This is a genomic window from Streptosporangium sp. NPDC049644, assembly GCF_040675205.1.
Taxonomy (GTDB): domain Bacteria; phylum Actinomycetota; class Actinomycetes; order Streptosporangiales; family Streptosporangiaceae; genus Streptosporangium; species Streptosporangium fukuiense.
The window spans coordinates 1-14,084 of the sequence record NZ_JBFAOJ010000094.1 but is presented as its reverse complement, the minus strand read 5'-3'; the positions used below and the strand labels follow the sequence as shown (position 1 = coordinate 14,084).

Below are 14,084 nucleotides of genomic sequence, written 5' to 3'. Positions count from 1 at the left end.
GCTGCCGTCCCCGGGGTCTCAGCGCGAAGGCCCTCGGGTACCGGCGGCGAGCATGCGGACCATCAGCCGTTCGTGGAGGCCGGGGTCGTTGGTGTGCGGCTCGGACTCGCCGGTGACCTCGAAACCCAGGCGCCGGTACAGCCGGGCAGCCCCGTCGTTGCCGTCCACCACCCACAGCTGGATCCTCCGATGTCCGTGCTCGGCGGCCCACGCGACGACCTCCTCGACGAGCAGGGCGCCGATCCCGGCGCCCCGCGCGGCCGGGTCGACCCACATGCCGTACACCTCGACCGCCCCACCCCGGCCTTCGGGCACCCAGCCGCCGACGACCCCGGCTACCCGGCCGTCAACGACCGCGACCGCCTTCACCCCGCGCTCCGGCAGCATCCCGGCACGCCACCGTGCCTCGTCGTACGCCTGTTCCCGCCCGAGCGAGGAGGAGAAGGCCTCCGGTGCGTCCGCCAGTGCCGCGAGCCGGACATCACGGAACGTCTTCCAGTCCTCGGTCGTCAGACGACGGACCTCGGCCCGACCCGCCTGGAATCCATCTCTGCGCCCGGTCAGGGCCAGCTCGCCGACGACCTGATCGCCGCTCTTCTCGCCGGTCGGGCGAAAGCCGAGCCGGAGGTAGAAGCGCTCGGGCCCGCGCTCTCCCGGCGCCCAGGTCACCGTCACGCGGTCCTGCCCACGTCTGCGGACCTCCTCGCACACGGACTCCACCGCGAAGCGGCCATATCCCCGCCCCTGCTGGTCGGCGGCGATGTTCAGCCGCCAGATTCCGCAGCGGGGCGTGTCATCCGGGTCGTCCGGGTTGAAACGGACCATGAAGAAGCCCATGACGAAGCCCACCGGCTGCTCGCCGTCGAAGATCAGTCGAGGCCAGGCGACCTCAGGTCGCGCGTACGCCTCGGCGAGTGACCACGCGACCGGGTCCACGAACTCCTCCTGGTCGGGTCGCACCTTCAGCCGGCACGCGGCCTCGACATTGTCCGCGGTGATCTTCTCCAGGCGAAGCGACGAAGACATGCTGACAACCTACAGATCGCCTCCGAGAACTCAACGGGATAAATGCCGCCCTCCTGGTCAGGCTCCCCGGACAGGCCCGGCGACTGGCCCGCTATCCCGGCGACGTCGCGCACCTGACCCTGCCTGGAATCACGAGAGCCGAGTGGTACCGAAACGACCAAGGGGTTCGGTTGTTTCGGCCGAGGGCGGAGTTCCGCTGGCAGACTCGATCTCATGGAGATCACGCTGGTCCAGGGGGACATCACCGCGCAGGATGTCGACGCCGTCGTCAACGCCGCCAACTCCTCGCTGCTGGGGGGCGGCGGGGTCGACGGGGCCATCCACCGGCGCGGTGGTCCCGCGATCCTGGCCGCCTGCCGCGACCTACGGGCCTCGCGCTACGGCAAGGGGCTGCCGACCGGCCAGGCGGTGGCCACCGTCGCGGGCGACCTGCCGGCCCGCTGGGTCATCCACACCGTCGGACCGGTCTTCTCCGCCGCCGAGGACCGCTCGCACCTGCTGGTCTCCTGCTACCGCGAGTCCCTCCGGGTCGCCGACGAGCTGGGCGCGACCAGCGTCGCCTTCCCCGCGATATCCACCGGCGTCTACAGCTGGCCCATCGACGACGCCGCCCGCATCGCGCTCGACGCCGTACGCACCATTCCGGCTCAGGTCACCGATCTCCGGTTCGTCCTGTTCACCCCGGACGCCTACATCGCCTTCGAAAAGGCCCTCACCGCCGCCGGATCTTGAACAGACGTGGTCAGGGTGAAGAGCGACAGCTGGAGTTGGGGGTAGAGGTCACGGGGCAGGGGGCCGCTCTCCTGCCAGCCGAGATGGCGGTAGAGGTCGGCGGCGGGGCTGTCCGGATCGGTGATGAGCCAGGCGGTGGACCAGGCCGCGGTCGCCCGGGTGAGCAGGGTCCGGCCGATTCCCTGGCCCTGGGTGTCGGGGTGGACGAACAGTTCGGCGACCTCCAGGGCGCCGTGGGTGAGCGCGGCCGCGGTGTGCGGGCCGAAGGCGCGGACAACGGCGTCGTAGACGGGGTTGCCTGACAGGTCGGTGGGGGTGGGCCAGCCGTAGCAGATCCCGGTGAGCCGTCCGGTGAGATCGCGGGCGGTCAGGGCGGTGAAGCCCGGCCGGACGGTGGAGGCGGCGAGTTTGGCGGGGTATCCGGCGAGCTGCTCGGGGGTCTCCGACCAGGGCGGGGCGGCGTAGCAGTGCCGGTACAGGTCGATGACCTCGGCGGCGACGGCCTGGGTCCGTGGTCCGTCGAGCCGATCACAGTGGCGAGGCATCCGGGCTCCCGGGGGGATGTGCGGCGCCGGGCCTGCCGGCCGGCGCCGCTGTTCGATGAGGGCACTTATCCCTGGGTGGCTGCGGCGAACCGGGCGGCGACGTCGCTCCAGTTGACCAGGGACCACAGCTTGGCCACGTAGTCCGGGCGGACGTTGCGGTACTGCAGGTAGTAGGCGTGCTCCCAGGCGTCGAACACCAGCAGCGGGGTTGAGCCGATGCCGACGTTGCCATGGTGGTCGTAGACCTGCTGGACGATCAGCCGCTTGCCGATCGGTTCGTAGCCGAGTACGCCCCAGCCCGACCCCTGAACGGTCTGGGTGGCGGTGGTGAGCTGCTTGGCGAACGCCTCGAACGACCCGAAGTTCTCGTCGATCGCCGCGGCGAGATCGCCGTCGGGACGGTCTCCGCCGTCCGGGGAGAGGTTGTCCCAGAAGATCGAGTGCAGGACGTGCCCGGACAGGTTGAACGCCAGGGTCTTCTCCAGCCCGACGAGCCCGCCGAACGCGTCCTTGGCGCGGGCCTCCTCCAACTGCTCCAGGGTGTCGTTGGCGCCCTTGACGTAGGCGGCGTGGTGCTTGGCATGGTGCAGTTCCAGGATCTCCCCAGTGATCGCGGGCTCCAGCGCCGCGTAGTCGTAGGGCAGGTCCGGCAGCGAGTAGATCGACATAGGGACACTATTGCAAGTAAGTCGCAACTGCGGCAAGCATGCATAAGGGATGGATGCGGCGGCGGCCGCCCCGCGGGTTAGACTCCTGGACGCGGATGGTTCGTCCAGGTCCCTGGGATCTGGACGTCGTAAGAGGGAACCCGGTGGGAATCCGGGACTGCCCCGCAGCGGTGAGTGGGAACGACCGCCGTCACACGCACTGGGTCTTTCGGCCTGGGAAGCGACGGCCAGTAGGACACGCCTGTCTCAGGTGTGGCGCCCACGAGTCCGAAGACCTGCCTTTCGCCCGTGCGCCGTTCGGCGTGCGGTGGTCCGCGGCCTCGTGGGAGGGCCAGGGACGCGCGCCGTTCACGCGCTCCTTCCTCCTGCCCGGCCGCCCGTGGCTCAGCGAGGGAAGCTGCCATGCAAACGACGATCCTCGGATATCCCCGTATCGGGGCACACCGGGAACTGAAGTTCGCCACCGAGGACTACTGGGCCGGGCGCTCCGACGCCGCCGCCCTGGCGAAGACGGCCGAGGTCCTGCGCCGGGAGGTCTGGACGGGCCTGCGCGACGCGGGCCTCGACACGATCCCGTCGAACACGTTCTCCCTCTACGACCAGGTACTCGACACCAGTGTCATGGTCGACGCGGTGCCCGGCCGTTACCGGCACCTGACCGGCCTGGACCGGTACTTCGCCATGGCCCGCGGCGTCCAGGACGTCCCGGCGATGGAGATGACCAAGTGGTTCGACACCAACTACCACTACATCGTGCCCGAGGTCGGGCCGGACATCCGGTTCCGGCTGGCCGGCGGGGCACGGTCCAAGCCGCTGGCCGAATACGCGGAGGCCCGGGACCTGGGGGTGGAGACCCGCCCGGTGCTGGTCGGTCCCCTCACCTATCTGCTGCTCGCCAAGGCCGCGCCCGGCGCGCCCGCCGGGTTCCGGCCTCTCGACCTGCTCGACGAGCTCGTCGAGGTCTACGCCGACCTGCTGGAACGGCTCGCCGGGGCGGGCGCGCGGTGGGTACAGCTCGACGAGCCCGCCCTGGTCGCCGACCGGAACGCCGAGGAGATCGCCGCGCTCGCCCGTGTCTACGAACGCCTCGGCGAGTTGCCCAACAGGCCCCGGATTCTGGTGGCGGCCTACTTCGGTACGGTCGGCGCGGACGCGCTGCGCACGCTGGCCGCGACCCGGGTCGAGGCGGTCGGTCTGGACTTCGTCGCCGGGCCGGGAAATCTCGGCGTGCTCGCCTCCGTCGGCGGACTCCCCCGCAAGACCGTCGTCGCCGAGGTGGTGGACGGCCGCAATGTGTGGCGTACCGACGTTCAGCGGGCGAAGGCGACCTGCGCGGTCCTGCTCGGCCTGGCCGACCAGGTCGAGGTGAGCACCTCCTGCTCGCTGCTGCACGTCCCGATCGACCTGGACGCCGAGACCGCGCTGGCCCCGGCCGTCCGAGGTCGTCTGGCCTTCGCCCGGCAGAAGGTCGCCGAGGTCGTCGCCCTCGGCCGGGTCTCACCTTCCGCCGCCCCCGCCCCCGGAACCGCCACGGTCGACCACCGGGTCCGGGCCCGTCTCGACATGCTCGGTGACGGGGTACGCCGTGGCGACCGGGCCGCGAGGTTCGCCGCCCAACGGGCCGCGCTGCGCCTGCCGGACCTGGCGACCACGACCATCGGCTCGTTCCCGCAGACCTCCGAGATCCGCAAGGCCCGTGCCGCTCACAAGGCCGGGCGGCTCACCCACGCGGCCTACCGGCAGGCCATGAGGGAGGAGGTCGAGCGAGTGATCGCCCTGCAGGAGGAACTCGGCCTGGATGTCCTCGTCCACGGCGAGCCCGAACGCAACGACATGGTCCAGTACTTCGCCGAACGGCTCGACGGATACGCCGCCACCGATCACGGCTGGGTCCAGTCCTACGGGTCGCGCTGCGTCCGCCCGCCGATCCTGCACAGCGATGTCTTCCGGCCGGAGCCGATGACGATCGGCTGGGCCACCTACGCGCAGTCCCTCACCGACAAGCCCGTCAAGGGCATGCTCACCGGCCCGGTCACCATGCTCGCCTGGTCGTTCGTCCGCGACGACCAGCCCCTGGCCGACACCGCCCGCCAGGTCGCCCTCGCCCTCCGCGACGAGATCCACGATCTGGAGGCCGCCGGGATCCGCATCATCTAGGTCGACGAGCCCGCCCTGCGCGAACTGCTGCCGCTCCGAGGGGACGAGCACGCCGCCTATCTGGCCTGGGCCGTCGGCGCGTTCCGGCTGGCCACCTGCGGAGTCGCCGACTCCACCCAGATCCACACCCACATGTGCTACTCCGAGTTCGGGGAGATCATCGATGCGATCGGCGATCTCGACGCCGACGTCACCAGCGTCGAGGCCGCCCGCTCCGACATGGAACTCGTCGCCGACCTGCGCGACGCCGGCTACCGGAACGGCATCGGCCCCGGCGTCTACGACATCCACTCGCCCCGCGTCCCGTCCGCCGAGGAGATCGAGCAGAACCTGCGGCGCGCACTTCAGGCTGTCGACCCGGCCCGCCTGTGGGTCAACCCCGACTGCGGCCTGAAAACCCGCGACTACCCGGAGACCATGGCCTCCCTGCGCAACATGGTCACCGCCGCCAGGGCTGTCCGCGTGCCGCCGGCCTGACACAGGGGCACTCGTCCCATCGCCGGCACCCGGCGGTGGGGCGAGTCTCCGGGTCGGCGGTGCGGACCGCTCAGTCCGCCCCCGGGGGGAAGCGGCCACACCTCCTCTGGACGCGCTGGATCTGCTGCTCCCGGTGATCGACTTCGGGCAGGAAAAGGCGTACAGCCCGTCGGCGCCGGTCAGTGGATCGCCTACGAGCTGGTGATCGCGAACTGGGTGCTGGTCGCCACCATCGCCACCGGCGTCTCCCGCGCCCTCTCCCGCCGGTGACCGCGAGACGGACCGCCTCCTGTCAGCTCTCCGTACAGCATGACACCGTGATATTAAACATCACTTTCCTGGATAAGTACCCCAACCCCTCGCGTCGCGCGAAGCAGAAAATATGCGGGGAAACTACACGTTGTTAGTGCAATTAGAAATTGGCACCATTGTCTGGTGCGACTCAAGTACGGTTTGACCCGATCCATTGATCTCTCCCAAATGACAGGTCTCATCAAAGGGGACTGATGTGGCGCTCCCGCTGGGGATCCACTACCTGATCGGCAAATTCGACACCTTCGCGGGCCACCGGCCCGATAATCGGAGGCTGCCGGTGATCCTGCTCAGACGTGAGATCGAGGCCGACCCGGCGGACGACGCGGCCGTGCGGGCGATCGTCGACTACCAGGAGCGGCTCTGCGAGACCCGCGACGGCGCGAGGCGAGCCCTCGTCCCGTACGCCCTCATCGACGACACCCGCCTGCGGGACGTCGAGCCGCATATCGACCTGCTCGACGACCTCGTCCACCAGTTGGCGCGCAATCTCCCCCGGGGAAACGGCGGTGAGCTCAAGCTGCCGCGGTTCCACACCTGCCGGGCGGTACTGCGGACGTCGGCGGGGGACGGCACGATCGGCGCGAAGCGCGGTCAGCTCCGCGACGGCCTCTATCTGGAGCTCATCCGCCGGAGGAAATGGCTGGCGACCCTGGCACAACTGGCCGGGACCCTGGGCCAGGAGGGCCTGGTCGGCCTGGTCCGCACCGTCTTCAGCTTCTTCGTGTTCGGCTTACCGGCGTGGATCTACGGCCTCTGGCTCCGGGTCGGTCGTGGCCTGCGCTGGGTGGGGCCGCAGATACCCGGCGCCGGCGGGGACTTCCTGACTGCGGCCCTGGACCTCTCCGCTCAGGGCCGGTACCGGCAGGACCCGGTGCTGACCCAGCGGATCCTGGTGATGGCCCTGCTCCGTGATCTGCAGAGGGCCGCCCGGCCCTCGCGGCTGTGGATCTATCGCCTGCGGCGGCAGTGGTCGTTCGTGGTCCTGCTCCGCGAGGTCGGTGCCCTGGGCACCCCCAGCCGCCAGTTCCTCGACACCTATGCCTACGTGGTCCGGGCCCAGGACTCCGCGCTCCTGATGATCCTGGGCGCCCTGACCGGTCCGGTGCCGTCCTACGCCGTCCCGGTCGGCTCCGACCCGCAGCAGCCGTCCGCCATCGCCGACCGGGTCGACGATCTCTACCGGTCCGAGCCACAGGGCTCGGCGACCGAGGGCGTCTACGTGGTGACGCTCTCACCGGAGGACGACGATGGTGCGGCCGCGAACGCTCTGGCGCCTCCGTCCCGGGTCGTGGTGCGGCCGAACAGCTTCGCGGACTACGTACGTCCGGTCCTGCTGCCGCTGGTGCTGGCACTCATCGCGGGAACGACCCTGTACTACCTCCGGCCCTGGCAGCAGAACTCGTGCGAGCGGGTGGAGACCGGCGAGATCGTGGGGGTCACCGACGGCCAGGAGTGCAGTCTCGCCGCTCCGGGCCGGGACGAGGAGCTACGTGCGCTGGAGAAGATCGTCGATGAGCAGAACAGTCGCCTGGATCCTGACCTGCCCTACCGCTCCGTGGTCTTCTTCGCCCCGCTCAGTGCCAGAGCCGGCAACCTTCCCCCCAACGGCCTGCAGACCCTGCGCGGAGTGATCGCCGCGCAGAACTGGTTGAACACGCAGAAGAAGCAGACGGGCATGCAGAGCCGGATGCAGATCAAGTTGCTCATCGCCAACTCCGGCGAGCGTTTCGCGTACGGGGCGCGAAGGCCGGACAGTCCCGATGACCCGGACGTCGCAGCGAAGATCATCGGTCGCGCGGCCGAAGACCGGATCGTGGGCGTCGTCGGTATCACGCAGAGCCGCGAGGAGTCCCTCGCCGCGGTCAGGGAGCTGGGCGCCGAGGACATCCCGGTGATAGCCAGTTCCGTCACCGGAAGCAACATGGTCGAAGACCACAAGTCACGCAACTACTTTCAGGTCTCTCCGCCGAACAGCCGGATCGCGCAGATCATGGTCGAGTTCGCCCGGCACTCCGACCAGATCCGGGTTCCCTCCCACACCTCGCAGAACGCCGACGGCTATCGGAAGGCCGTTGTCGTCTACGATCCCGCGGACGAATCCTTCAGTGTCGACCTCATGGAGAAATTCACCGAACAGTACAGCCCGGGCGTGGTCGACCGCATCGCCTACGACGAGAACGACCCCAGGCAGCAGCCAGGAGATGTGGCCGCGAGGATCTGCCGGGCGGTGGAGAAACCGCGGGGGCTGCTCGTCTACACGGGCCGGTCCGCGTTGCTGCCGAATTTGTTCGCCGCCCTGGAGGTGTCCAGCGAGTGCAGGACCGGGGGAATCGTCCCGCCGCTCAACGTTCTGTCGGAGACCCTGCCGAAGGATTTCATCGAGGAACCTCACGTCCTGGAAAGAAACTATTCCTTCGTCAGGCTCTTCTACACGGGCTTCACGGACTTGAAAACGACACCCCTGCCCCCCACCTCCCAGAAATTCATGGACAATTTCGGCGAGGTGTTCAAGAGTTTGAACATAACGCCGGACAGTGATGCGGCCGGCGGTTATGACGCGCTCAACGTCATGTCCGAGGCCGTCGACGCGGTTTATCTGGGGAGCCCGAAGACGGTCGAGCCCCACGAGGTGCAGGCCAGGCTCAACGACCCCGGCATCAAAGGACACCTGGGCGCGACCGGAACCCTCAACCTCGACAGCGGCAACAAGTACCCGCCGAACGGGCCCGTCTACGTTCTCGAACCGCTGTCGGACGGTACGCAACAGCCGAGGCTGTCGTGCGGCCTGCTCGCGACCGGGCTGAGACAGGAGATCTGGTTCACGGCCCACGAGGAGTTCGCCTGCCCGTAGGCGAAGGCCCCGGATAGGAGACCGTCCGACTCCCCTGGGTCGCCGGCTCTCGCGACTACCCGGAGACCAGGGCCGCCCTGCGCAACACGGTCACCGCCACCAGGGCCGTCCGCGTGCCGCCGACCTGACACAGGAACACTCGTCCCATCGCCGGCACCCGGCGGCGGGGCGAGTCTCCGGGGCGGCGCGGACCGCTCAGTCCCTCCCGGCGGGAAGCGGTCGACCCCTTCTCTGGACGCAAACGATCAAAAGATGGCAGTGTTTGCGCGAAGGGGGGCGATGTGCGGGTCGAGGACTTGTCCGATGCTGAGCGCCGGGTGTGGGAGGCGTTCCCGCTTGGGGAGGAGGTCGACTTCAGCACCGGGAGACCGGAGGAGGACGACCCGGCGGCGGGAGCGGCCTGGGACGAGGGGCGGACGATCCGGGCCAGGGTGATCGCCGTCCTGCTGATGAGCGAGGAGCCGCCCCGGTCGCACCGGATCCCGGCGCTCCGGATCAAGGGGGCCCGGATCACCGAGTGGGTGAACCTGGCCTACTCCACCCTCCGCCACTCCGCCCGGTTCCTGTCCTGCTTCTTCGCGGAGAAACCCAGCCTGCACTGGACTCGCTGCCCGCAGCTGAGCTTCAACGGCTCCCACCTTCCGGGCCTGTACGGTTCCAACGCGCAGATCGACGGGCATCTGCTGCTGGAGGGATGCGTGTTCACCGGCCCGGTGGAACTGCGCGGAGCCCAGCTCGCCGGAAGCCTCACGCTGAGCCACGCGCGGAGCACGGCCATCGACTGCGACCGGCTCCAGGCAGGGCGGGGCATCGCCGCGATCGGGCTCGACGCCACGGACCAGGTCGGGTTCTCCAACGTCAAGGTGAGCGGCACCGTGATCCTGGATCATGCCCGTCTGTCGGCCTCCGGCCGGAGCGCACTGAACCTGGACGGACTGATCGCCGACGGAAACGTCCTCTGCCGGTGGATGACGGTCACCGGGATGGTCAGCCTGCGCAACGCCCGGGTGAGCGGGCCGTTCGGCTTCAGCGGGACCACGATCGACCATCCCGGCCAGATGGCCTTCCGTGCCTCCAGGGTCACCGCCGAGGGCGGGCTGTATCTGCGCGACGGGTTCACCGCGACGGGCACAGTACGGCTGGCGGACTCGCGCATCGACCGGGAGCTCAACCTGAAAGGCGCCCGCCTGACCCATCCCGGCGGTGTCGCGCTTCAGGCCGCGGAGCTGCAGATCGAGGGGAGCCTCGACGCCCGCGACCTCACCGCCGAGGGGCGGGTGGACCTCTCCCAGGCGCGCGTCGCGGGATCTTTGAACCTGGCCGGCGCGAACCTGTCCGCGTCCGGCGGGGTCGCCCTCGACGCCGACGGGGTGAGTGCCGGCGGCGCTCTGTCGTGCGCCGGGGGGTTCCGGGCCGAGGGCGTGGTCCGTCTCACCGACGCGCGGATCGGCACGTTCGCCGACTTCGGCGATGCCCGGCTGAGCAACCCGGGTGGCCGGGCGCTCGACCTCTCCGGGGCGAGCGTCGGCGGCGGCCTGAAGTGCGGGCGCGGCTTCGTCGCCGAAGGAGAGTTCGCTCTGGTCGGGGCCCGGATCGACCGGTATCTGAACCTCCACGACGCGACCCTGTCCGCACCGGGCGGCAGCGCCCTGAACGCCCGGCAGCTCCAGGCCCGTGAGCTGGACCTGCGTCCCACCCGGCCGCCCGAGGGCACCGTCGACCTGCGGCACGCCCAGATCGGGGTCATCCTCGACGACCCCGCCCTCTGGTCGCCGTGCCGCCAGGACGGTCTCAACTATCAAACCCTGGCCCCGAGGCTGCCCGCCACCCGGCGTCTGGCCTGGCTGAACGGCGATCCCGACGGGTACGTGCCACAGCCGTACGAGCAGCTCGCCGCCACCTACCGGCGGCTGGGGCAGGACGTCGACGCCCGTACCGTGCTGCTGGTCAAGCAGCGGCGGCAGCGCGCCGCGCTCCCGTTGTACGCGCGGGCCTGGGGGTGGCTGCAGGACGTCACGGTCGGGTACGGTTACCGCCCCGTCCGCGCCGCCCTGTGGTTTCTGGCCCTGCTCGTCACCGGTGCCGTCGTGTTCGCCGTGCACAACCCGCCCCGTGCCGAACCCGGCAAGGGTCCCGCTTTCAACGCGCTGTTCTACGCGCTGGATCTGCTGCTTCCGATCATCGACTTCGGGCAGGAGAAGGCGTACCAGCCCGTCGGCGGCGGCCAGTGGGTCGCCTACGGGCTGGTGATCGCGGGCTGGGTGCTGGTCACCACCATCGCCACCGGCATCACCCGCGCCCTGTCCCGCCACTGACCGCTCAGGCCGGGTCTCTCGCCAACCCTGACGGCGGTACCGCACGAGGGCGAAGGATGGAACAGCGCCTCAACGCGCAGATCCGCCGCTTGCCCTGATCGCTGCCCGCCACCCGGACGGCAGGCCGGCGCGAGCCGGGTGCGCGGCAGAGGCGCCGGGAGTTCTAAGCTGTCCGGTCATGCGCCTCCTCCCGTTCCGCGCCGGTTCCCGGCGACCTCTCCGGCGTTGGGTCCCGCTGGTCGCCGTGTGTCTTGCCGTGCTGCCCGCCGGAGTCGCGCAGGCCGCCGCGCCCAAGCCCTCGTTGCTGAAGTCCGGCAGGCTGGCGGCCACCTCGTGCCCGGAGCCGCCGCTCATCGACAGGGGCATCCCACAGCCGGGCGAGTACCTCACCGCGGTCATGAAGTGTCTGAACACCTCGTGGTCCGCCCATTTCGCTCGGGCCGGGCTGCGGTTCCGCGCGCCCGCGGTCCGCCTCTACCCCGAACCCGCGCGGCGTGTCTGCGGCATACCCTGGCCCCAAGGCGCGGACGCCTTCTACTGCACGAAACGGGCCACGCTGGTGTTCCCGCTCACCGATGCCTGGATCGAGGACCGCACCGATCTGTACCCCTTCAAGGTGGCGGCCCACGAGTACGGCCACCACCTGCAGAGCCTCACCGGCGTCAGGGACCGCTACGAGGGGCGCGTCCGCTCCGACCACACCCGCCAGGCCGAACTCGGCCGCCGCTACGAACTCCAGGCCGACTGCCTGTCAGGGGTGTTCCTGGGCAGCGTACGGGACTCGCTGCCCCGTACCGATCAGGACTGGAAGGCACTGTCCGAGAAGCTCCGCGCCAGCGGTGACGAGGGCGAGCGCCACACCCACGGCAGCGGCGCCAACCGGGTCCGCTGGTTCGAGCGCGGCTACCGCGCGCTCTCCCCCGCCGCCTGCGACACCTGGACCGCCGGCCCGTCCCTGGTGTCCTGATCCGCGGAAAAGAGCCGGCGCGCTAAGGTTTCAGCTCCAGTACCAGGTTGAACGGGGTGGCGGTCGCCTGGCGGGTCCGGGTGAAACCCGCCTGCCGGGCCACCTCGAAGAGCCGTTCCCGCCCGGCCTGCGCGCCCAGGGCCTCGGTGCCGCCCTGGGCGAGCGCGTTGGGTACGCAGATGGTGGCCGAGGCGTTGAAGAAGAGCCGGCCCACCGGGTTGAGGTCGTCCGGCAGTCGCCCGTGCGCGAACGGCTCGACCAGCAACACGGTGCCGTCGGGCGTCAGGGTGGAGTGCACGTGTCGCAGCGCGGCGACGGGATCGCCCATGTCGTGCAGGCAGTCGAACAGGCAGACCAGGCCGTAGCCGGCCCCCGGGTAGTCGTCGGCGTAGGCCGTCTCGAAACTCACCCGGTCCGTGACCCCGGCCTGCAGTGCCAGCTCGCGGGCCCGCACGATCGAGGGCAGGTGCGCGTCGAAGCCGGTGAAGCGCGAGTTCGGGTACGCCTCCGCCAGCACGATGGTCGAGGCGCCGTGCCCGCAGCCGACATCCGCGACCAGGGTCCCGGCGGTCAGTCTCCCTTCGGCGTCCGAGAGCGCGGGAATCCAGCTGTCTCGCAGGTGGGCGGCGTATCCGGGGCGGAAGAACCGCTCGGTGCCGTTGAACAGCGCCCGGTCGTGGTCGGGCCAGGCCAGGTCCCCGGCACCTCGGTAGGCCGCCGCGATCCCGGCCTCGTCGCGGTAGACGGAGGAGATCAGTTCGGCGAGCCCGGTCATGAACACCGGGCTGGTCTCGTCGGCGAACACCCTCGCCTGCTCGTCGGTCAGCGTGTAGGTGCCGTCCCGGTAGCGGACGTATCCGGCACATGCCTGGGCCGCGAGCCATTCGGCGACGAGCCGCTCGTTGGTGCCGGTGCGCCAGGCCAGGTCACCGGGGCTGAGCGGGCCCGCACCCACCATCGCCTTCCACAGGCCCAGCCGGTCTCCGAGTACGACCGTCGCCGCTCCGAAGGCGGCTCCCATGTCGAGCACGACCTGGTCCACGAGCCGTTGCAGCCCGGCCTCGTCCATCGGAGCCTTCCCCGTCGGTCCGTGTGGTCGCCCGCGGAGCTCGGTTCGAGTCCGCCCGCCGCGCGGGAGCGCGCGGGAGAGGTCGGCGAATCCCGCGCGACCACCGTTCCCAGCGTAGTGCCGGCCTTTCGCGCCCCCCGGAAACGGATGTTCAACGTCGCGCAACGGCTCCTTCGGCCTCGGATCAAAAGCGTCCGCTGTGCCGGCCGTTGTCCGACGCCTGCGACAGGTCGGCCCGGAAAGGATCGAAGTGATGCGGCTCGGCGGGCAGATCCCCCATCGGCCGCCCGTGCTGGAGGGAGGGGCCGGCCCGGTGCCGGCCCGCGGCGGCGACCGGACGGCGACCGTACCGGCCCTCGGGGTCGGAGTCGTTCCGGCCCAGGCGCTCGACCAGCGGCGACACCAGCCGCACCGCCGGCGGCGTGAGCGCGAGCAGCACCGCCACCACCACGCCTGCGGCGAGAATCACACCGGCGAGCACGTCGTGCGGGTAGTGGACTCCCACCATCACCCGGAGCAGCGCCGCCACCGCGGCCAGCGGCAGGGTCAGCGCGGCGAGGCGGGGACGGAGCAGGGCCAGCCCGACCGCGAGCCCGGCGGCCAGGGTGGCGTGGTTGCTGGGAAACGACCAGTCCCCCACCTCCGGGCACTCCGCGATCGCCGCCGCGGCTCCCGGCACCACCCGGCAGGGGCGTTCCTCGGTCACCATCAGCTTCACCGTCTCGCTGATCGCATAGGCGGCGACGGTGCCCACGCCGATCATGACGGTTCCGGCGACGCCGCGTACGTCCCCCCGGCGCAGGGCGGTCCACCACACCAGGACGAGGATCAACCCGAGGAGCACGAGGGTGCCGTCGGTGGCGATCTGAAGTTCATGGCCGCGGCCATGAAGAGCGCGGCCCTCGGCGTCAGTGCGCGCGTTGAGACGGAGGTCGCGATCGCGTTCGCGGCGTCGTGGAAGC

Annotated in this window: 9 protein-coding genes, 2 pseudogenes and 1 riboswitch; of the genes and pseudogenes, 5 read left to right on the top strand and 6 right to left on the bottom strand. The window is 70.3% G+C overall.

Translation table 11 applies throughout. The features are described from left to right. Window positions 1–18 precede the first annotated feature (18 nt). A complete protein-coding gene (locus AB0J58_RS35645) occupies window positions 19–1,026 on the bottom strand; it encodes a GNAT family N-acetyltransferase (protein ID WP_364224174.1) in 1,008 nt (335 codons plus the stop codon). A 213-nt stretch (window positions 1,027–1,239) separates the two neighbouring features. On the opposite strand from AB0J58_RS35645, the gene AB0J58_RS35640 reads away from it, so the two are divergent. Further along, the gene (locus tag AB0J58_RS35640; RefSeq protein WP_364224172.1) at window positions 1,240–1,758 is read left to right on the top strand and encodes an O-acetyl-ADP-ribose deacetylase; all 519 of its coding nucleotides are present in this window, start codon (window positions 1,240–1,242) and stop codon (window positions 1,756–1,758) included. Here the strand turns inward: AB0J58_RS35640 and AB0J58_RS35635 are convergent. After that, entirely contained in the window at window positions 1,716–2,303 is a 588-nt protein-coding gene (locus tag AB0J58_RS35635) for a GNAT family N-acetyltransferase (protein WP_364224170.1), read from the bottom strand. The two genes, AB0J58_RS35640 and AB0J58_RS35635, sit on opposite strands and share 43 nt — an antisense overlap. A gap of 65 nt (window positions 2,304–2,368) precedes the next feature. Continuing rightward, window positions 2,369–2,971 carry a superoxide dismutase gene (locus AB0J58_RS35630; RefSeq protein WP_364224168.1) on the bottom strand — a complete coding sequence of 201 codons (603 nt, stop codon included), beginning with the start codon at window positions 2,969–2,971 and terminating at the stop codon, window positions 2,369–2,371. 79 nt (window positions 2,972–3,050) lie between these two features. Next, a riboswitch (cobalamin riboswitch) is annotated at window positions 3,051–3,269 on the top strand. Window positions 3,270–3,373: 104 nt separating this feature from the next. Between AB0J58_RS35630 and metE the strand changes: the two are divergent. From metE to AB0J58_RS35610, 4 genes and pseudogenes are all read left to right on the top strand, one after another. After that, a pseudogene (metE, locus tag AB0J58_RS35625) lies at window positions 3,374–5,605 on the top strand (5-methyltetrahydropteroyltriglutamate--homocysteine S-methyltransferase). Between the two features lie 508 nt (window positions 5,606–6,113). Further along, window positions 6,114–8,771, top strand: coding sequence for a hypothetical protein (locus AB0J58_RS35620; protein ID WP_364224166.1), 2,658 nt, complete (start codon window positions 6,114–6,116; stop codon window positions 8,769–8,771). Between the two features lie 281 nt (window positions 8,772–9,052). After that, window positions 9,053–11,086 carry a hypothetical protein gene (locus tag AB0J58_RS35615; protein WP_364224164.1) on the top strand — a complete coding sequence of 678 codons (2,034 nt, stop codon included), beginning with the start codon at window positions 9,053–9,055 and terminating at the stop codon, window positions 11,084–11,086. 178 nt (window positions 11,087–11,264) lie between these two features. Beyond that, window positions 11,265–12,053, top strand: coding sequence for a neutral zinc metallopeptidase (locus tag AB0J58_RS35610; RefSeq protein WP_364224162.1), 789 nt, complete (start codon window positions 11,265–11,267; stop codon window positions 12,051–12,053). 22 nt (window positions 12,054–12,075) lie between these two features. Here the strand turns inward: AB0J58_RS35610 and AB0J58_RS35605 are convergent, their stop codons facing one another. The 3 genes and pseudogenes from AB0J58_RS35605 to AB0J58_RS35595 form a co-directional block, all read right to left on the bottom strand. After that, window positions 12,076–13,122 (bottom strand): class I SAM-dependent methyltransferase, encoded by a 1,047-nt coding sequence (locus AB0J58_RS35605; protein WP_364224160.1) that lies wholly within the window; start codon window positions 13,120–13,122, stop codon window positions 12,076–12,078. 184 nt (window positions 13,123–13,306) lie between these two features. Continuing rightward, window positions 13,307–13,831 (bottom strand): phosphatase PAP2 family protein, encoded by a 525-nt coding sequence (locus tag AB0J58_RS35600; RefSeq protein ID WP_364224216.1) that lies wholly within the window; start codon window positions 13,829–13,831, stop codon window positions 13,307–13,309. A 161-nt stretch (window positions 13,832–13,992) separates the two neighbouring features. Continuing rightward, window positions 13,993–14,084 (bottom strand): annotated as a pseudogene (locus AB0J58_RS35595) (inorganic phosphate transporter); the annotation flags it as partial.

Excerpts from the sequence above, each read along its gene's own strand:
- AB0J58_RS35645 (WP_364224174.1), bottom strand. The coding sequence starts at position 1,026 with ATGTCTTCGTCGCTTCGCCTGGAGAAGATCACCGCGGACAATGTCGAG.
- AB0J58_RS35640 (WP_364224172.1), top strand. The coding sequence starts at position 1,240 with ATGGAGATCACGCTGGTCCAGGGGGACATCACCGCGCAGGATGTCGAC.
- AB0J58_RS35635 (WP_364224170.1), bottom strand. The coding sequence starts at position 2,303 with ATGCCTCGCCACTGTGATCGGCTCGACGGACCACGGACCCAGGCCGTC.
- AB0J58_RS35630 (WP_364224168.1), bottom strand. The coding sequence starts at position 2,971 with ATGTCGATCTACTCGCTGCCGGACCTGCCCTACGACTACGCGGCGCTG.
- AB0J58_RS35610 (WP_364224162.1), top strand. The coding sequence starts at position 11,265 with ATGCGCCTCCTCCCGTTCCGCGCCGGTTCCCGGCGACCTCTCCGGCGT.
- AB0J58_RS35605 (WP_364224160.1), bottom strand. The coding sequence starts at position 13,122 with ATGGACGAGGCCGGGCTGCAACGGCTCGTGGACCAGGTCGTGCTCGAC.
- AB0J58_RS35600 (WP_364224216.1), bottom strand. The coding sequence starts at position 13,831 with ATGGTGACCGAGGAACGCCCCTGCCGGGTGGTGCCGGGAGCCGCGGCG.